The sequence below is a fragment of the Flavimaricola marinus genome (assembly GCF_900184895.1).
GTDB lineage: Bacteria > Pseudomonadota > Alphaproteobacteria > Rhodobacterales > Rhodobacteraceae > Flavimaricola > Flavimaricola marinus.
The window spans coordinates 18252-36102 of the sequence record NZ_FXZK01000010.1 but is presented as its reverse complement, the minus strand read 5'-3'; the positions used below and the strand labels follow the sequence as shown (position 1 = coordinate 36102).

Genomic DNA, 17851 nt, shown 5'->3' with positions numbered 1-17851 from the left:
CCCGCGCCTCAGGCCAGCCGCAACTCGTCCTTGAGCCACGGCAATGCCGCGACCGCCGGTCCCACGATCATCTCGGACAGGAGCGGCCGCAACTGCCCGGCGATCTGCCCGGGCATCGCCCCCAGCAGGTCGCGACGGGCGGTGAGCGAGATCGTCCGCTCCAACGGCGCGAAAGGCAGCGGCAGCACGTCGACCGAGTGCCGGAACCGTTGCGCCCGCAGCCAGCCGAGCGGGGTGAGGATCGTCCATCCCGCCCCTTCGGCCACCATCGCCATGATGGCGTGATAGCTGTCCATCTCGAACCGGTGCGCCAGCGTCAGGTTCTGCCGCGCCAGATGCGCCGCGATCGCCCGCCCCATGTGGTGCCGCGTGGTATACTGGATCAGCGGCATCCGCCGCAGCTGGCGCAGCGCGTCCCCGGTCACGGCCCCCTTGGGCGCTGCGGCGATGAACGGCTCGACCATCAGCGGATGCACTTCCATCCCCTCGAGCGCGCTGCCGGTATCGGCGGCCACGATCACATCCAGCGCCCGCGCGTCGAGCAGATCGTAGAGCCGGTGGCTCGCCCCGGTTTCCAAGAGGAACTGGCAGTTCTTCAGCGTCTCGGCCATGCCCGACAACAGCCGTGGCGTGACGTCCGCATCGAAATCCTCGATCATCCCCAGCCGAAACCGGGTCAGCCGCGACAGGTCGGCCATCGCAAGCTCTGCCCGGGCCATGTCCGCTTCGTTCAGGATGGTGTTGGCCCGGCGCAGGAACATCTCGCCCGCCGGGGTCAGCCGCACCGGCCGCTCCCCCCGGTTCAGCAGGGTGGTGCCGATTGCCCCTTCGAGATTGGTCAGCTGCTGGCTCACCGTAGCCGCCGAGGCCCCCAGCCGCCGCGCGGCGGCGGAGATCGACGCCTCTTCCGCCGTGGCCACAAAGACCTCGACCCCCCAGAGGGTGATGCGTCCGGTGGATGTGGTCATGGTTGTCCTGTCTCTGTTCGGGATCAGGCTATGCGCAATGGTAGAGGGCTGCAATAACGGGTTGGTCCGCTCATCCGCGCCCGTGGGGCTGTTTGGCAATCTGCCCGAAATCGGCGCTGGTGGGGAGGCCGGACGCCTCCGGCGGGGCCGTATTTGGGGCCAAAAGAAGCCGAAGTCTGCGCGGATCCGCAGCCGATCGCGGGGCCGCGATCGGCGGTGTTTCGGGGCTTTGCAGCGTGGCGCCCGCCGGCCCGAAACAAACCCCACGGGACACATTGAAAGCCCCTCATCATGCGCCTAGAGTCGCTGCGAACATGCATATGAGGTGCGCCATGCCGGACGATAAACTGAACTCCTGGGAGGCCCGCGCGGACGCCCATTCCTTCTATGGCTTCACCGATATGCCCACGGTCCACGACCGTGGCACCGTAGTGCTGACCCATGGCAAGGGCCCTTATGTCTATGACACCCAAGGGCGCGAATATCTCGACAGCAACTCGGGCCTGTGGAACATGGTCGCGGGCTTTGACCACGCCGGCCTGATCAAGGCGGCGCAGGATCAATATGCGAGATTTCCGGGCTATCATGCGTTCTTTGGCCGGATGTCCGACCAGACGGTGATGCTGTCGGAAAAGCTGTCCGAGGTTTCGCCGTTCGAGCGCGCCAAGGTGTTTTACACCAACTCCGGCTCGGAGGCGAACGACACCATGGTCAAGATGCTGTGGTTCCTGCATGCCAGCGAGGGCAACCCGCAGCGCCGCAAGATCCTCACGCGCGTCAACGCCTATCACGGGGTCACGGCCGTCAGCGCGTCGATGACGGGCAAGCCCTATAACTCCGTTTTCGGCCTGCCCCTGCCTGGCTTTATCCACCTGACCTGCCCGCATTACTGGCGCAATGGCAAGGACGGCGAGACCGAGGCTCAGTTCACCGCACGGATGGCCGCCGAGCTGGAAGAGACCATCGCCAAGGAAGGCGCCGACACCATCGCCGGGTTCTTTGCCGAACCGGTGCAGGGGGCCGGCGGGGTGATCCCGCCCTCGGACGGCTATTTCCAAGCGATCCTACCGATCCTGCGCAAGCACGACATCCCCGTCATCGCCGACGAGGTGATCACGGGCTTTGGCCGCACCGGCAACACATGGGGCTGTGAGACCTATGATTTCATGCCCGACGCGATCATCTCGTCCAAGAACCTGACCGCAGGCTTCTTTCCCATGGGGGCGGTGATCCTCGGGCCGGAACTGTCGGATCGGCTGGACGCGGCTGTCGAGGAGATCGAGGAATTCCCGCATGGCTTTACCGCCTCGGGCCATCCGGTCGGCTGCGCCGTCGCGCTCAAGGCGATCGACGTGGTGATGAACGAGGGGCTGGCCGAAAACGTCCGCACCCTGACCCCGCTGTTCGAGGCCGGCATGGCCCGGCTTGCCGAGAACAAGAACATCGGGGAATGGCGCGGCAAGGGTCTGATGGGCGCCTTGGAGGCCGTGGCCGACAAGGACAGCAAGACGCCCTTCGACGGATCGCTCTCGGTCTCGGAGCGGATCGCAAACGCTTGCACCGATCAGGGGCTGATCTGCCGCCCGCTGGGGCAGGCCATCGTGCTCTGCCCGCCGTTCATCATGACGCCGGCGCAGATGGACGAGATGTTCGGCAAGCTCGAAAAGGCGCTGGACAAGGTGTTTGCCGAGGTGGCTTAGTCCGCCTCGACCACAAACGGTGAGCGACGCACCCGAGGCAGGCCGAACCGGCGAGGGCCGTGGCCTGCCCTCCTTCTGGCTCGCAAGCGCCGGGAAAGGGACCGGAGGCAAGAAGTAGGCACGATATGCGCCCCGCCCCGTGGCTTCGGGGCGGATGTGCGGTGCCGGGGCCTGATCCGGCCGACCACTATTTGCGGATCACTTGGTCATCTTGTTGAGCTTGGACTGCAGCTCGGCCAACTGCTTCTTGATGTCGTCGAGGTTGTCGTCGGCGGAGTCTTTCGCCGCACCCATCAGCGGCGCCATGCCGCCTGTCATCGCCTTGAAGAACGCCTCCTGCTGCGTGCGCATCGCGTCGAAGCCGGGCATCGAGGCCAGCGGATTGCTCTTGGTCATCGTCTCCATCGCCTTGCTCTGCCCATCGCGGAGCATGTCGAAGGAGGCCGCCAGAAACTGCGGCACGACGGATGCGGCCTGGCTGGTATAGCTGCGGACCAGATCGGTCAGCACATCCACCGGCAGGACGCTTTCGCCACGGCTTTCGTGCTCGGCGATGATCTGGAGCAAATACTGTCGGGTCAGGTCGTCGCCGGACTTCAGATCAACGATCTGCACCTCGCGGCCATCGCGGATGAAGGCGGCGATGTCTTCGAGGGTCACGTAGTCGCTGGTCTCTGTGTTGTAGAGGCGGCGGCTGGCATAACGCTTGATCAAAAGCGGCTTTGAAGTATCGGCCAACGGTCTGCCCTCCTGAATGTGTTGCAGTGCAGAGAAGCCTACGATGCCCGCGCAGAAAAATAAAGCGTCTGTGGAACGACAAAAGACGGACCGCTTTCGCGATCCGTCTTCTGCTGCTTGCTCACGGTTGGGGAGGGAGGACCCCGCCCGAGATCGGCATGATTACTTCGCGGTTGCCTTCTTGGCAGCGGCGGTGACGTCGTCAGCGGCTTTCTTGGCGGCTGCGGTCATGTCTTCGGTTGCGTCCTTGCCAGCGGCCATCAGCAGTTCCATCGACTCGGTCTGCACTTTTTTCGCGATTTCAGCGAAAGCGGCCATGTTCTCGGCAGCGGACTCTGCAGTTGCCTGCATGAAGTCGGACATGGACTTGGCGTAGTCGGCAGGCTCGGCCTTGGCGGTCGAGATTGCGGACATCTTGGCCAGCGTGTCCTGAGCCCACTTTGCGGACAGGTCGGTCGACTTCTTGGCAGCGTCGAGAGCGACGGCGGACATTTTCTCGTTCAGAGCGGTCTGGCTCTGGAACATGCCTTCCATTGCTTTGGTGTCAACGGGGAAGGAAGCCATCATGTCTTTGAAAACGGCGGTGTAATCTTGTGTCTTAGCCATGGGGATCACCTTTCGTGGTGTTGTGCGGGAGCAACCCCGCATGAGTTATTCGATGACTGGTATATGCATGCTGCACCGCAGCATTTCAAGTTTTTTCTGCGCTGCAGCATGCATAATTTTTAGCCACCCACGAAATCAATGGCTTACGTAGAGTTAACGCGCCGGGACGGCCGTCACATAGGTTCCGGGCGCGGGGGAAATCGGCGGATATTCCGAATCTCCGGGCTCTCTGGCGGGAATCATGTCGCCCGATCGCTTGCTCAGCCAGGCCTCCCAGCGCGGCCACCAGGAGCCTTCGTGCTTTTCGCCGGTGGCCTGCCATTCGTCGGCGGTCAGGCCGAGATCGTCGTTTGTCCAATGGCCGTATTTCTTCTTGCTCGGCGGGTTGACGATGCCCGCGATGTGGCCGCTCTCCGACAGGATGAAGGTCTTGTCCTTCGATCCCATCTGCTGGACGCCCGCATAGCTCGATTTCCAACCGGCGATGTGGTCGGTCTCGCAGGCGATGGCGCAGATCGGCACGGTTACGTCCGACAGCCGCACCACCTCGCCCGCGACGGAAAATCCGGTGGTGGCGAATTCGTCGCGCTGACACAGGCCGCGCAGATATTCGACGCTCATCTTGGCGGGAAGGTTGGTGCCGTCGCCGTTCCAGTAGAGAAGGTCGAAGGCGGGCGGGGTCTGGCCCAGCATATAGCTCTTGATCGCGGGCTGATAGATCAGGTCGTTCGAGCGCAGGAACGAGAAGGTCCGCGCCATGAAGAACTTGTCGAGAATGCCGTCCTCGCCCACCTGCTCCTCGATCCCGTCGATGAAATCGTCGTTGAGGAACACGCCGACCTCGCCCCGATCCGAGAAATCGGTGAGCGTGGTGAACAGCGTCGCCGAATTGATCGAGCTGTCCTTGCGCTTTTTCAGGACCGCCAGCGTCAGCGACAGGGTGGTGCCGGCGATGCAATAGCCGATCGCGTTCACCTTCTTGACCTTGCAGATCGACTTCGCCACGCGAATGCCGGTCAGATAGCCGTCTTCGATATAGTCGGTCATCGAGGTCTCGCGGTAGCCCGGATCGGGATTGACCCAGGACACCACGAACAGGGTATAGCCCTGATCGACGATCCATTTGATCAGGCTGTTCTGCTCCTTGAGGTCGAGGATGTAGAACTTGTTGATCCACGGCGGAAACAGGATCAGCGGCGTCTTGTGGACCGTCTCGGTGCTGGGGGCATACTGGATCAGCTCCATCAGGTGATTGCGAAACACCACCTCGCCCGGCGTGGTGGCGAGGTTTTCGCCCACGACGAAGGCCGATTTGTCGGCGAGGCTGACCACCAGATCGCCGTCGTTCGCCTCCAGATCGCTGATCAGGTTCTCCAGCCCTTTCACAAGGCTTTCGCCCTCGGTGGCGACCGCCCGTTCCAGCGCCTCGGGATTGGTGGCCAGAAAATTCGTGGGCGACATCAGATCGACGATCTGCTGGGAGAAATAGGTCAGCCGGTTCTTTTCCTCGGGCTCCAGCCCCTCCAGATCGGCCACGGCGGTTCGCACCGCTTCGGCGTTCATCATGTATTGCTGCTTGATGAAGTTGAAATAGGGATGGGTTTCCCACATCGGGTTGGCAAAGCGGCGGTCCGTGGGGGTCGGATCCGGCGGGGCGGTCAGTTTGCCCTTGGACAGCGCGGTCTGGGCCTCGATGTAATGTTTGACGGTTTTGCCCCAATAGCCGATCTGATGCTCCATCAGCTTGGCCGGATTGTTGACCATTTCGGCCATATAGGCGGTCGCGGCCTTCAAATAGAGCTCGTGGCTGGGCCCCTGTAGCGCGGGAGGCACATGCCGTCGGCCTGCCAATGCCCCCAGCAAACGCTGGGTAAGCTCTTCAATTCGTGTTAAATTTTGCTCAAGTTTAACCAGATGTTTACCATCGGCCGCATCTGTGGCTGCAGAATTGTCAGAATCATTGGTTGTCATATTAACTTCCTAAGCCTACTTTGCACTTGCAGCATTCGACCGGCCACGCGGCCCGCGTCCCATGCACTACCCCGTGATGCCGCGCCGACGCCGGAGTACTATCATGAAGTATATGTTGACCTACGACCTGATGGAAACAATTCGTAACACCAATCAGTGGATGGGTGCGACGGCGCGCGCCTTTGCGGCCTATCCGGCGATGTCGATGACGACCAATCCGATGGTCGAATGGATCGGCGCCTGGGGCGAAGTGGCGGAGCGCAGCTTTGCGCGGATGGTGGCCAAACCCGACTGGGGCATTCCCAACGTCACCACCGAGGACGGCAAGGATCACAGTGTCCGCATCATGAAGCTGGTCGAAAAGCCCTTCGGTGATCTCATTCACTTCAAGGTGCCGGGCCGGACGCCGCGCAAACGCCGTGTGCTACTGGTCGCGCCGATGTCCGGGCACTATGCGACGCTGCTGCGCAAGACCGTCATTTCCCTGCTGCCCGATTGCGAAGTCTTTATCACCGACTGGCACAACGCACGGGACATCCCTGTCAGCGCGGGCAAGTTCGACGTCGAGGATTACACCCTCTACCTGATGGACTTCATGAAGCATCTGGGCAGCGACCTGCACGTCATCGCGGTCTGTCAGCCGGTGCCGCTGGCGCTTGCCGCCACCGCCTATCTGGCAGAGCTCGACCCGGCGGCGCAGCCGCGCACCCTGACCCTGATCGGCGGCCCCGTCGATCCGGAAGCGAATCACACCGACGTCACCGACTTCGGCCGCTCCGTCACCATGGGCCAGCTCGAAGAGACGATGATCCAGCAGGTCGGCTTCAAGCATCCGGGCGTGGGCCGCATGGTCTATCCCGGCCTGTTGCAGCTCGCCTCCTTCATCTCGATGAACGCCGATACGCATATGACCGCGTTCCAGAACCAGATCCTCAAGGTCGCCAAGGGCGAAGCCGCCGACCATGACAAGCACAACATGTTCTACGACGAATATCTCGCCGTGATGGACATGACCGCCGAATTCTACCTCTCGACGGTCGAGCGCATCTTCAAGGGCCGCGATATTGCCCGCAACGATTTCGTGGTCGATGGCCACAAGGTCGATATCGGCAAGATCACCACCGTGGCGGTCAAGATCGTCGAAGGCGAAGACGACGACATCTCCGCCCCCGGCCAGTGTCTGGCAGCGCTCGATCTGCTGACCGGTCTGCCGGCCTCGAAAAAGGCGCAGCATCTGGAGCGCGGCGCGGGCCACTACGGTATTTTCGCGGGCAGCAGCTGGCGCAACAATATCCGGCCCCTCGTGCTCAAGTTCATCGACGAGAATTCGCCCGCGGCGCCTGCAAAGCTCAAGCGCAAGCCCGCCAATCAAAACACGGCCGCCTAAGCCGCGATGGGCGACATCGCCTTTCGCTGCACCTGCGGGACGGTCACCGGCCATCTGATCGGGGCCGAGTCGGGCGCGTCGGGTTCGCGCTTGGCCTGCTACTGCAATTCATGCCGCTCGGCGGAGCTGGCCCTCGGCCAGCCCGACCCCAAGCCGGAGCCGATGCCCCTGTTCCAGACCACGCCCGACAGGGTCGTCTTTGACACAGGGGCCGATCGTCTGGCGGTGATGCGGCTTGGCCCCAAGAGCAACACCTATCGCTGGTATGCGACCTGCTGCGACGCGCCGCTTGCGATCACCGGCCCGTCGCCGAAGTTCCCCTTTGTCAGCTTCAACCTGCGCCGCGTGGCGGATCCGGATGCCTTGGGCAAGGTGAGCTCGAAGGTCTTTGTCCCGCAGCCCGGCGGCGGCACCAAGCACACCAACGTCGCCCGGTTCGTCTATGGCATCGCCAGCCGCAGCATCGCGGCCCGGCTGTCGGGGCGGTGGAAACAGACGCCGTTCTTCGATGTCGCCACCGGCACGCCCAACGGCCCGGTGCGCGTCCTCTCCTCGGACGAACGCGCCGCCCTGCCGCTCAAGGGCTAGCGCAGCACCAAGGGCTGGCGCAGCCATGCCCGCAGGATCGCGTTCAGCTCTTCGGGCGTTTCCAGCGAGGGCAGATGCCCGGCCTCCTCGATCACGCGCAATTCGGCATAGGGGATCAACTCGGCCATGAATTCATGGCGTTTGACCGGCGTGATCGTATCGTAGGCCCCGGTCAGAACCAGCGCGGGCTGGCGGATCTGGCGCAGGGTCGCCTGCTGGTCGCGGCGCCGTTGCAGCGCGCGGGTCTGGCGGACAAAGACGTCGGCGCCCATGTGATCGGCCATATCCTCGACCAGCGCCATGATCGCCTTGCGGTCCGACATCGGGGCGAGCGCCGAGGGCGGCAATTCCTCGTGCATCACCTGGCTCAGCCGGCCAGAGCGGGCGGCGACGATGCGTGGCTCTCGCGTCGCCGCATAGGCCGGGCTTTCGGGCAGCGGCGTGGTGTTCATCAGCGCAATCCGCGACACCCGGCCCGGCGCCCGGCGCAGGATTTCCAGCGCGACGATCCCGCCAAAGCTGTGCCCCGCCAGCGCGAATTTCGACGGCAGGAGCGTCAGAAGGCTGGAAGCGAGTTCCTCCACCCGCTCTGCCCCGCTAACCGGTGCGACGGTCACGGCGTGATCGCGGGCAAGGTCCGTGATCTGTGGCAAAAACACCCGCGCATCGCACATCATGCCGGGCAGCAGCACCAATGGCTCCGTCATCCGACTGCCCCGTTCGTGCGCGTCATTTCGTCAAACCCTGCCCAATAATATGGGGGGAATTGACCGGAAGCGGGCCGCGCCGTCAACCGCCAAAGGCAGGTAAACGGAGCCCTCCGAGGGGTGGAAAATCCACATATCGGGCTTGGCGGGCGGGTTTCTGCTCGTCCGGCTCCGCGCCGCGGGCCAGCAGGGTGCCGCGCGGGGCGACATAGCTCGCGATCTTGCGCCAAGGGCTTGGCCGCCACGACAGGTTGAATGCGCAAAGTTTCGAAAAGAACCACATCTCCGAATAGGGCAGATGGTCATGGACCCACCATGCCAGATCGCGCCAATCCCGCCCTCGGGCGTATTGGTCGGCAAACCAAGGCACCACGATCGACGCCCCTGCAATCGCCGCCTCGCCCCCGGCCCGATCCCAGATATGGCACTCCTCGGGATGCGCGTTGCGGGCGCAATTGAGCTTGTTCTCGTTGCCGAACTGGTTGAGCGCGGGCGAGCGATAGCCCGACCGGACGGCGATCCGCCCAAAGGTCTCCTCCAACGGGTCGAGCAGGGTCGTGCAGAACGCCCGTCCATTCTCGATCGCCAGATCGGGGTCGGTCGGGATGTTGGGAATGCCGTAAAGGCTGCCGATCTCGGAATGCAGGAAATCCCGCATGAAAAAGTGCTTTGACAGGCGCACCCGGCCCAGATCCTCCAACCCCCGCATGGAGGCGGGGGGGCGCCTCACAGGATGCTCCGCGCCCAGTCGATCGCGGCGTTGGCCACCCGGTCGGTCTGACCGGGGCACATGATGTCGCCCGCGATGACGTGGCCGTTGCTGTCGTCGCCCCGGCCCATGACCACATCGAGATGGGTCACCGGCCCGCCCCATACGGCAGCGACCTTCTGGGTGGCTGTAGGGCTGACGACCCTGTCGGTCCGGCAGGTGGCAAAGAAGGCGGGCACCTTGATCCGGCCGAGGTCGAGCGCATAGACCTTGCGCATCGCGTCGGCCATCGGCCAGAGCGCGGCGGTGGGATAACTGTTCGTCCAATGCGCCGCATGGGCATCGCTGATCGGAGGAAAGCTGCGGGTCTGGCCGACCAGGTAGCTCCCCCAGGCCCGGACGCCCGGCGCCATCAGCATGGCCTGCACGACCTTGGAGCTCATCTTGAAATTCGGCGACACGAACACAGCGCCCGCCACGTCGGCCCCCTGCCCCATCGCGATGGTCAGCAGGGTGCAGCCGGTCGAGCAGCCGATCACGATGATCCGTTTGCCGAGCTTTGCCCCGATGGCCAGCGCCTCGGAGACGTCGGCCTCCCAATCGGCGCAGGTCGCCCGCGCCATGGCCTCTCCGTCGATGCCATGCCCAGTCAGCCGGGCGGCGAACAGCGGCGCACCAAGGGCGGCGGCGAGCCGCTCGGGCACCGGCGCGATCTCCTTGGGGCTGGCCGAAAAGCCGTGGACATAGACCACCGCCACATCCGCCTGAACCCGCGCGTCCGTGGGCCAGACGATATGCTTGGCGCATTGCGGGCGCAGCCCCGGCACCGCGGCCTCGGTCGTCGCGATCCAGTCGTCGAGCATCTCCAGATCAGGCAAGTGGCGCACGCTGCATTCTCCTCAGCAGGGGCAGATAGACGGCCACGAGGCCAATCGCAGATAGCCCGAGGATCGCAGCAGGCACCAGCGTGATCGACATTTGCAGCGCCCCGAGTGCCGCCTCGGTCTGCTCTGTCCGGCCCTGCGTCGTCTCCTCCCAACCCCAGAGTGCGAGGATCGCCCCAAGCACCAGCGGCGCGACGGCATTCGCGACCTTCTGGCCGAACAGCCACAGCGCCGAGAACGCGCCCTCGATCGCCTCGCCGGTCTCGTTCCGGGTCACGTCCATCAGGTCGGGATAGATCGCCCAAGGGATCTGCTGATAGGCTCCGTTGGTCATCCCCGCCAGAACAAAGAGCCCGGCGATCAGCGTCACGTCGGCAGAGGGCAGTTGCGTGTTGAGCCCGTAGAGCAGCGCCATGTAGAGCAGCAGCCCGAGCACCAGCGCCCCGACCTTGCTGAGCAGCCGCGACAGGATCACCCAGACCGCTTGGCTGAGGATCGAACCGACGACAAAGGCGGCAAATAGCAGCGACAGGGTCGTCAGCGCCTGAGCCGCGCCAGACAGCAGAGTGTCGCCCGTGTCGGTGATCAGATAGATCGCCGCGAACGGCAGGCCGGCGGTGATCAGCGCAATAGCAAGGGTCATGATCCCGTAGAGAACCACGAGCGCCATGAACGGCCGGTTCAGCAGAACGAGCCGGGCCATCGCCCTCGGGGCAAGGCTCGACGGTTGCGCGATGCGCGGCGCCTTGCGGGTCAGCCAGACCGAAAGCCAGATCGCCGCGACGATCAGCGGCGCCACGACAGTCGCCGCCGCCGCATAGCCCATCGACGCCGCCAATCCGGGGATCAGCGCCCCGCCGACGAGGATGCCGACCGAGGCAAAGCCCATGCGCCACGCCGTCATGGCCGAGCGTTCTTCGGGGTCTTGGGTGATCTCGCCCGCCATCGCGCCATAGGGAATGGCCACCATGGTAAAGCCGATGGTGGCGATCACGAAGAACCCCGCCACCCACGCGATGCTGCCGGCCTGCCCGGTGTCGGGCGGCACCGAGAACAGGCCGATCATCCCGGCCACCATGACCAGCGCGCCCAGCACCATCCACGGGGCCCGGCGGCCCCAGCGGGTATGCGTCCGGTCGCTCAGATAACCGACCAGCGGGTCGGTGATGACGTCAAAGATCAGCACGAAGGTGGTGATCGCGCCCGCCAGCCCGACGGGCACTCCGAGGATAGAGGTCAGGAACGCCAGCACCAGCAGTTGCTTGACCACGACAAAGACGACGACGCCCATGTCCGCCAGCCCCCAGCCTGCCTTTTCGATCGTCGTCAGCTTCATGTCGCAGCCCACCCTTTGGGCAGAGCCTAGCCACGCCGCGCGCCGGGGCCAAACAGAAACGTGACGTCAGCGCGAGGCAGGGCTATTCCAACGCCGCGAGAACCTCGTTCACGCTGTCGCGGATCAGCGCCAGACAGGCCGGGTCCGAGAACCGGTGATCGGCGCCTTTCACGAGGGTCAGGCGCATATCTTCTGCCTCGGCATGCGCCAGCAGGCGCAGCGCGACGGATTGATCCACGTCCTTGTCGGCGGTCCCTTGCAGCGAGCGCACCGGAAACGGCAGGGCGAGCCGGTCGCGCAGAACGAGCCGCCCCCGGCCCTCTTCGATCAGGCGCTGCGTAATGACGTAGGGCTCGCCGTATTCGGACGGCAGGGCGACCTTGCCCTTGGTGGCCAGCTCGGTCCGCTGCGCCTCGGAAAACCCGTCCCACATGCTGTCCTCGGTGAAATCCGGGGCGGCGGCGATGGTCACCAGACCGGCCACCTTGTCGGGCATTTCGCGGGCCACGAGCAGCGCGATCCAGCCGCCCATCGACGATCCGACAAGGATCTGCGGCCCGTCCGTCAGGCCGATGATGGCGCAGGCATCCTCGAACCAGTCGCCGATCGCACCGTCCTCGAACGCGCCGCCGCTGACCCCGTGGCCGGAATAATCGAGCCGGGTAAAGGCGCGGCCCTCGGCCAGCGCCCAGTCGCGCAGATAGATCGCCTTGGTGCCCTCCATGTCGGATTTGAAGCCGCCCAGAAACACCACCCCCGGCAGTTTGCCCGGCACATGTTCATAGGCTATCTCGCGGCCCTGCGCCGTCCTTGTCCGTTCAATCACTCTGCACCTCGTCGAGTCCTCTGGCCACCGCGGCCGCCACAAGACACATCACAGCAAACACCCCGATGACAAGAGGGACGCTCAGCGCAGACAGCCCGGCAAAGGCGGCACCGGCCGCGATCAGCACCACGCCCACGCTGGTGTTGGCGACCGCCGTATAGGCGGCGCGGTCCTCTTCGCTCGACATATCGACGAGATGGGTGGATCGCCCCTGCCGGACGCCGTGATAGGCGATCATCAGGGCAAACAGCACCACCGCCAGAACGCTCGCCTTCGAGGCCAGTCCCAGCGCATGGACGACCAGCGCGGCCACCAGCGCCCCGGCCCCGGCGATCCCGGACAGGAGCAGCACCCAGCGCGAGGACCGGTCCGACAACCGGCCCCATACCCATGAGGACAGCAGCGACGCAAGGGCCGAGGCCAGCACCAGCGCCCCCAAGGCGTCCAGCGCACCGCCCTCTCCCGCGCCGAGCATCACCAGATAGGGCGGCGCCAATGCGGTGCCGACAAGCAGGCACCTGACGGCGACGAAGCGGGCCAGTTGCGGGCGGCTGCGCAACAGGGACAGCTGCGACAGGGCCTTCCAGCCGGTCAGCCCCTCGTCGGCCGGAGACGCCTCTTCGCGCAGCCCCGACAGGATCAGTGCCCCGACGGCCCAAGACGCCGCCGCCAGCCCGATGGCGATCAGGACGACCGTTGCCCGCTCGCCCCAGCCGGTCATCAGGATCAGCGCAAACAGAACCACCGCCGCCGAAGCTGCCGAACTCGCGGCCCCCGTGGCCGATCCCCTGCGGGTCTTGGACACGGTCTTGCCCAGAATATCCTTGTAGCTGGCCGAACAGACCGACCGGCTGAGCGCCAGCACGGCGAGGAGCGCGACGATGGACAGCCCCGCGGCCTGCCCCTCCAGCGTCAACGCGACGAGCATGATGCCTGCCGCCGAGACCGCCTGCCCGACGGCACCGCCGACCCAGGCCCATTTGCGGCGCGGCATCGCCCGGATCGCGCCTGCGGTGAACAGCTGCGGCAGCAGGGCGCCCGATTCGCGGATCGGCACCAGCAGGCCGGTCAGCACCGTCCCGGCGCCCAGATGGGTCATCAGCCAGCTGAGCACCAGCTTGGGATCGACCAGCCCATCGGCCACCTTGCTGGCCGACAGGGCGGCCACGTGACGCAGGAAATTGGCCGGTTCGGCATCCGGCACCTCGACGGCAGAGCCGTCCGACCCCTTCGAGTCTTTCCTCAGGATATCAAATACTTGCCGGGTCATCCCCGCCTGTGCTTCTGCCATGAATAAGGTCCACCCCGGTCTGCTACGTCACCCAATAACACCGGGACGCGGCCAGCGGTTCCGATTCTTTATAGGTGACTCTATTGTCACGTGACAATGCAGTCACCTATACTCACCCCCATGGATGCCGTGTTCAAAGCCCTCAACGACCCCGCCCGCCGCGCCTTGCTCGACAGCTTGCGCGGCAAGGACGGACAAACGCTCACCGAACTGGAAGAGCAGCTGAACATGACCCGGTTCGGGGTGATGAAGCACCTCAAGGTCTTGGAGGACGCGCACCTGATCATCCCCCGCAAGGTGGGACGGTTCAAACACCATTACCTCAACGTCGTGCCTCTGGCCGAGGTGATGGACCGCTGGATCGAACCCCTCCTGGCCCGCCCGGCAGCGCGGGCGATGATCGACCTGAAAACAAAACTGGAGTTACCAGATATGACCAAACCCGATTTCATGATGCAGACCTATATCAAATGCAGCCAGGACGCGCTCTGGGAGGCGCTCACCTCCGCCGAGGCCGCGCCGAATTTCCACTTCATGGCCGAGCGGGTCGAACGGGACGGCAACGCGCTCGTCTACTATGTGGCCGGCGGCAACGTCATGCTGATCTGCACCGAGACGACGCTGACGCCCAAAACCCGGATCGAAAGCACCTTCGAGCCGAAATGGGCCGGCCCCGACGTGCCGATGGCCACGTCGCGCTTCGTCTACCAGATCGAGCCGCAGGGGGATTTCTGCCAGTTGACGCTCGAACACTACGACGTCCCGGCCGAACAGACCGGCGTCCTCGACGGCTGGTCGCGGATCCTGTCGGGGCTCAAGACCTACCTTGAAACCGGGCAACCCGCCAACTTCGGCGGGCCGGCCCAATGACCGGCCTCCCCACCGAACTGATCGTCCTGACGATCCTCGCCCTGCTGGCCGCGAGCATGTGGATGCCCTACGTGATCGGGGTGGCCCGGCTTCCCGAGGCGGCGGGCGAGGCCGACGGCTTCACCCGGCCGGCCGACCTGCGCAGCCTGCCCGCCTGGATCCACCGGGCGCACCGGGCGCATCTCAACCTGATCGAACAGTTCGTGCCCTTCGCCGTGCTGGTCCTGCTGCTCGACAGGGCGAACGGGTTCTCGGCACTCACCGCATGGACCACGATCGCCTTCCTCGGTCTGCGGATCGCCCATGCGGCGGGAATGATCTCGGGGCTCGCCCTGTTCCCGCTGCGCTCGATCCTGTTCAATCTGGGCTGGCTCTGCTGCCTGATCCTCGGCTACGCGGTCTTCGCCGCCACCTGACGCGCAGGGGGCCGGGGCCGTCGCGCCACGGCCCCTTCTTTGGGTCAAAAATATCCCCCCCGGAGGGTCGACGGCCCTCACAGGCTTGACCTCCGGCAAAGGCCGCGCCAAAACACCGCTCACATAACCCGCAACCGGGCGTTTCGTAGGCGCCAAACAGACGAGGAGCATGGCCCGATGAGCCAGATTTCCCTGACATTTCCCGACGGCAACGCGCGTGACTACGACGCAGGGGTCACCGCAGCCGAGGTCGCTGCCTCCATCGCGACCAGCCTCGCCAAGAAGGCGATCAGTGCGACCGTGAACGGCGCGCATTACGATCTGACATGGCCGATCGAGGCAGAAGCTTCCATCGCGATCAACACCATGAAGGACGAGGCCCCGGCGCTCGAACTGATCCGGCACGATCTGGCCCATATCATGGCCCGCGCGGTGCAGGAGCTTTGGCCCGACGTGCAGGTGACCATCGGCCCGGTGATCAAGGACGGCTGGTATTACGACTTCGACCGCAAGGAGCCGTTCACGCCCGAAGATCTCGAAACCATCGAGAAGAAGATGAAAGAGATCATCAACAAGCGTGATCCGGTTCGCACCGAGGTCTGGGACCGCGCCCGCGCGATCAAGCACTACGAGGACAACGGCGAGCCCTACAAGGTCGAGCTGATCGACGCGATCCCCGGCGACGAGCCTCTGCGGATGTATTGGCACGGCGACTGGCAGGATCTCTGCCGCGGGCCGCACCTGCAGAACACCGGCCAGGTGCCGGGCGACTCGTGGAAGCTCATGTCCATCGCGGGCGCCTATTGGCGCGGCGACAGCGACCGCGCACAGCTTCAGCGGATCTACGGCGTGGCGTTCCAGAACAAGGAACAGCTCAAGGCCCATCTGCACATGCTCGAAGAGGCCGCCAAGCGCGACCACCGCAAGCTGGGCCGCGAGATGGACCTCTATCACATGCAGGAAGAGGCCCCCGGTCAGGTGTTCTGGCACCCCAACGGCTGGACGATCTATACCCAGTTGCAGGACTACATGCGCCGCAAGCAGCGGGCCGACGGCTATGTCGAGGTGAACACCCCGCAGGTGGTGAACCGTGTGCTGTGGGAGAAATCCGGCCACTGGGACAACTATCAGGACCACATGTTCATCGTCGAGGTCGACGAAGAGCACGCCCGCGAAAAGACGATCAACGCGCTCAAGCCGATGAACTGCCCCTGCCACGTGCAGATCTTCAATCAGGGGCTCAAGAGCTACCGCGATCTGCCGCTTCGGATGGCCGAGTTCGGATCGTGCAACCGCTACGAGCCGTCGGGCGCCCTGCACGGGATCATGCGGGTCCGCGGGTTCACGCAGGACGACGCGCATATCTTTTGCACAGAGGACCAGATCGTCGGTGAGACCGAGAAGTTCATCAAGCTGCTCGCCTCGGTCTATGCCGACCTCGGCTTTGACAACTGGACGATCAAGCTGTCCACCCGGCCGGAAAAGCGGATCGGGTCCGACGAAAGCTGGGACCGGGTCGAAGCCGCTCTGGGCGATGCCTGCAAGGCGGCGGGCTATGATTTCGAGGTGCTGCCCGGTGAAGGCGCCTTCTATGGCCCCAAGCTGGAGTTCACCCTGACCGACGCCATCGGGCGGGAATGGCAGTGCGGCACCTTGCAGGTCGATCCGAACCTGCCCGACCGGCTCGACGCCAACTATGTGGCGCAAGACGGGGCGAAGCATCGGCCCGTGATGTTGCACCGCGCCGTGCTCGGCTCGTTCGAGCGGTTCATCGGCATCCTGATCGAGGAACACGCGGGCAAGCTGCCATTCTGGCTCGCCCCGCGTCAGGTCGTCGTGGCCTCGATCGTCTCGGATGCGGACGACTACGTCCACGAGGTCGTCGCGGCGCTCCGGGCCAAAGGCGTCCGGGCCGAGGCCGACACCCGCAACGAAAAGATCAACTACAAGGTCCGCGAGCATTCGGTGGGCAAGGTGCCTGTGATCCTCGCCATCGGCGCGCGCGAGGTCGAGGAGCGGACGGTCACCGTGCGCCGGCTGGGCGAAAAGAACACCTCCGTGGTCAGCCTCGACGACATTACCGCAGAGCTCGCAGGCGCGGCCACGCCGCCCGACTTGCAAGCGGACTGACCTCCGAGACCCCGCCAAGAGCAACGCCAGCGCCGCCCCCGGCGCTGGCGTTTTACTGTGGTGACGGTGCAGAGCCGCGCGGGACCAGAACGGCACCGGCAACCGCCGTGATCGAACTGTAACATTTGGTGATCCGCCGGCGGAACCGCGCTTTTCGCGCCGCCGGTTTGTAACAATTGGCCCCCGCCATGTTACGAGCGCCGCCCGCACAGCCACACCGGCCCCTGCCTTTTCAAGCTCTTGCCGCAGCGCAGCACATGCGACAGCCCGTCGCAGGGTCACGTCACCTCACGGAGACGCGAGGCACGCGGGCGTGAGTGGTCCGAATGCAAAGCCTGCCCCTATGCTTTGGTCATCACCTCGTTGGGTGACAGCAAAACCGCTTGAAAAACCAAAGGAACTCTCATGTCCAACACTTCCAAGTCGATCTTCCTCGCCGCTTCCGTCGCCACCGCAGTGGCTGGTCTGGCCCACACCGCCTCCGCTCAGGAGCAGGAAAAGTGCTTCGGCGTGGCACTGGCCGGTGAGAATTCCTGTGCAGCCGGCCCCGGCACCACCTGCGCAGGCACCTCGACCGTCGATTACCAGGGCAATGCATGGACACTCGTCCCCGCTGGCACCTGCGCCGACATCGAATTGCCCGCAATGGCAGACGGCACCGCACGCATGGGCTCGCTCGAGGCCCTCGACCGCGACATGGCCGGCTAACAGCCCGCTGGCAGGG

Annotated in this window: 17 protein-coding genes; 7 read left to right on the top strand and 10 right to left on the bottom strand. The window is 64.7% G+C overall.

What is annotated here, in order from left to right; translation table 11 throughout:
* Nucleotides 1-8: 8 nt before the first annotated feature.
* Nucleotides 9-968: a LysR family transcriptional regulator gene (locus LOM8899_RS18160; RefSeq protein WP_093993678.1), complete on the bottom strand. Its 960-nt coding sequence runs from the start codon at nt 966-968 to the stop codon at nt 9-11.
* Between the two features lie 332 nt (nt 969-1300).
* Here LOM8899_RS18160 and LOM8899_RS18155 point away from each other — a divergent pair, with 332 nt between their 5' ends.
* Entirely contained in the window at nt 1301-2668 is a 1368-nt protein-coding gene (locus LOM8899_RS18155) for an aminotransferase (RefSeq protein ID WP_093993677.1), read from the top strand.
* 198 nt (nt 2669-2866) lie between these two features.
* Here LOM8899_RS18155 and phaR read toward each other — a convergent pair whose 3' ends face one another.
* From phaR to phaC, 3 genes are all read right to left on the bottom strand, one after another.
* The gene (gene phaR / locus LOM8899_RS18150) at nt 2867-3406 is read right to left on the bottom strand and encodes a polyhydroxyalkanoate synthesis repressor PhaR (protein WP_093993676.1); all 540 of its coding nucleotides are present in this window, start codon (nt 3404-3406) and stop codon (nt 2867-2869) included.
* Between the two features lie 162 nt (nt 3407-3568).
* Complete coding sequence (locus tag LOM8899_RS18145; RefSeq protein WP_093993675.1) at nt 3569-4012, bottom strand: phasin family protein; 444 nt, start codon at nt 4010-4012, stop codon at nt 3569-3571.
* Nucleotides 4013-4165: 153 nt separating this feature from the next.
* The gene (gene phaC / locus LOM8899_RS18140; protein ID WP_093993674.1) at nt 4166-5983 is read right to left on the bottom strand and encodes a class I poly(R)-hydroxyalkanoic acid synthase; all 1818 of its coding nucleotides are present in this window, start codon (nt 5981-5983) and stop codon (nt 4166-4168) included.
* Between the two features lie 103 nt (nt 5984-6086).
* Here phaC and phaZ point away from each other — a divergent pair, with 103 nt between their 5' ends.
* Nucleotides 6087-7370 (top strand): polyhydroxyalkanoate depolymerase, encoded by a 1284-nt coding sequence (phaZ, locus tag LOM8899_RS18135; RefSeq protein WP_093993673.1) that lies wholly within the window; start codon nt 6087-6089, stop codon nt 7368-7370.
* A 6-nt stretch (nt 7371-7376) separates the two neighbouring features.
* The gene (locus LOM8899_RS18130) at nt 7377-7958 is read left to right on the top strand and encodes a DUF6151 family protein (protein ID WP_093993672.1); all 582 of its coding nucleotides are present in this window, start codon (nt 7377-7379) and stop codon (nt 7956-7958) included.
* Here LOM8899_RS18130 and LOM8899_RS18125 read toward each other — a convergent pair.
* The 6 genes from LOM8899_RS18125 to LOM8899_RS18100 form a co-directional block, all read right to left on the bottom strand.
* Nucleotides 7955-8665, bottom strand: a complete 711-nt coding sequence (locus LOM8899_RS18125; protein WP_093993671.1) for an alpha/beta fold hydrolase — start codon at nt 8663-8665, stop codon at nt 7955-7957. The genes LOM8899_RS18130 and LOM8899_RS18125 overlap by 4 nt on opposite strands.
* An 82-nt stretch (nt 8666-8747) precedes the next feature.
* Entirely contained in the window at nt 8748-9374 is a 627-nt protein-coding gene (locus LOM8899_RS18120) for a hypothetical protein (protein ID WP_093993670.1), read from the bottom strand.
* 17 nt (nt 9375-9391) lie between these two features.
* Nucleotides 9392-10261: an alpha/beta hydrolase gene (locus tag LOM8899_RS18115; protein WP_133065066.1), complete on the bottom strand. Its 870-nt coding sequence runs from the start codon at nt 10259-10261 to the stop codon at nt 9392-9394.
* Nucleotides 10245-11594, bottom strand: a complete 1350-nt coding sequence (locus tag LOM8899_RS18110; RefSeq protein ID WP_093993668.1) for an MFS transporter — start codon at nt 11592-11594, stop codon at nt 10245-10247. The genes LOM8899_RS18115 and LOM8899_RS18110 overlap by 17 nt, the downstream gene beginning before the upstream one ends.
* A gap of 82 nt (nt 11595-11676) precedes the next feature.
* Nucleotides 11677-12420 carry an alpha/beta fold hydrolase gene (locus LOM8899_RS18105; protein ID WP_245820600.1) on the bottom strand — a complete coding sequence of 248 codons (744 nt, stop codon included), beginning with the start codon at nt 12418-12420 and terminating at the stop codon, nt 11677-11679.
* Complete coding sequence (locus LOM8899_RS18100; protein ID WP_245820599.1) at nt 12413-13711, bottom strand: MFS transporter; 1299 nt, start codon at nt 13709-13711, stop codon at nt 12413-12415. Before LOM8899_RS18100 ends, LOM8899_RS18105 begins: the two co-directional genes overlap by 8 nt.
* A gap of 120 nt (nt 13712-13831) precedes the next feature.
* On the opposite strand from LOM8899_RS18100, the gene LOM8899_RS18095 reads away from it, so the two are divergent.
* The 4 genes from LOM8899_RS18095 (at nt 13832) to LOM8899_RS18080 (ending at nt 17835) form a co-directional block, all read left to right on the top strand.
* Entirely contained in the window at nt 13832-14581 is a 750-nt protein-coding gene (locus LOM8899_RS18095; protein WP_093993667.1) for an ArsR/SmtB family transcription factor, read from the top strand.
* Nucleotides 14578-14997: an MAPEG family protein gene (locus LOM8899_RS18090; protein ID WP_093993666.1), complete on the top strand. Its 420-nt coding sequence runs from the start codon at nt 14578-14580 to the stop codon at nt 14995-14997. Before LOM8899_RS18095 ends, LOM8899_RS18090 begins: the two co-directional genes overlap by 4 nt.
* 177 nt (nt 14998-15174) lie before the next feature.
* A complete protein-coding gene (thrS, locus tag LOM8899_RS18085; RefSeq protein ID WP_093993665.1) occupies nt 15175-17127 on the top strand; it encodes a threonine--tRNA ligase in 1953 nt (650 codons plus the stop codon).
* A gap of 405 nt (nt 17128-17532) precedes the next feature.
* Nucleotides 17533-17835, top strand: coding sequence for a BufA1 family periplasmic bufferin-type metallophore (locus LOM8899_RS18080; protein WP_093993664.1), 303 nt, complete (start codon nt 17533-17535; stop codon nt 17833-17835).
* Nucleotides 17836-17851: the final 16 nt, after the last annotated feature.

Coding starts and splice junctions, on each gene's coding strand:
- LOM8899_RS18160 (WP_093993678.1), bottom strand. CDS start 968: ATGACCACATCCACCGGACGCATCACCCTCTGGGGGGTCGAGGTCTTT.
- LOM8899_RS18155 (WP_093993677.1), top strand. CDS start 1,301: ATGCCGGACGATAAACTGAACTCCTGGGAGGCCCGCGCGGACGCCCAT.
- LOM8899_RS18145 (WP_093993675.1), bottom strand. CDS start 4,012: ATGGCTAAGACACAAGATTACACCGCCGTTTTCAAAGACATGATGGCT.
- phaC (WP_093993674.1), bottom strand. CDS start 5,983: ATGACAACCAATGATTCTGACAATTCTGCAGCCACAGATGCGGCCGAT.
- phaZ (WP_093993673.1), top strand. CDS start 6,087: ATGAAGTATATGTTGACCTACGACCTGATGGAAACAATTCGTAACACC.
- LOM8899_RS18130 (WP_093993672.1), top strand. CDS start 7,377: ATGGGCGACATCGCCTTTCGCTGCACCTGCGGGACGGTCACCGGCCAT.
- LOM8899_RS18125 (WP_093993671.1), bottom strand. CDS start 8,665: ATGACGGAGCCATTGGTGCTGCTGCCCGGCATGATGTGCGATGCGCGG.
- LOM8899_RS18120 (WP_093993670.1), bottom strand. CDS start 9,374: ATGCGGGGGTTGGAGGATCTGGGCCGGGTGCGCCTGTCAAAGCACTTT.
- LOM8899_RS18110 (WP_093993668.1), bottom strand. CDS start 11,594: ATGAAGCTGACGACGATCGAAAAGGCAGGCTGGGGGCTGGCGGACATG.
- LOM8899_RS18100 (WP_245820599.1), bottom strand. CDS start 13,711: ATGGCAGAAGCACAGGCGGGGATGACCCGGCAAGTATTTGATATCCTG.
- LOM8899_RS18095 (WP_093993667.1), top strand. CDS start 13,832: ATGGATGCCGTGTTCAAAGCCCTCAACGACCCCGCCCGCCGCGCCTTG.
- LOM8899_RS18090 (WP_093993666.1), top strand. CDS start 14,578: ATGACCGGCCTCCCCACCGAACTGATCGTCCTGACGATCCTCGCCCTG.
- thrS (WP_093993665.1), top strand. CDS start 15,175: ATGAGCCAGATTTCCCTGACATTTCCCGACGGCAACGCGCGTGACTAC.
- LOM8899_RS18080 (WP_093993664.1), top strand. CDS start 17,533: ATGTCCAACACTTCCAAGTCGATCTTCCTCGCCGCTTCCGTCGCCACC.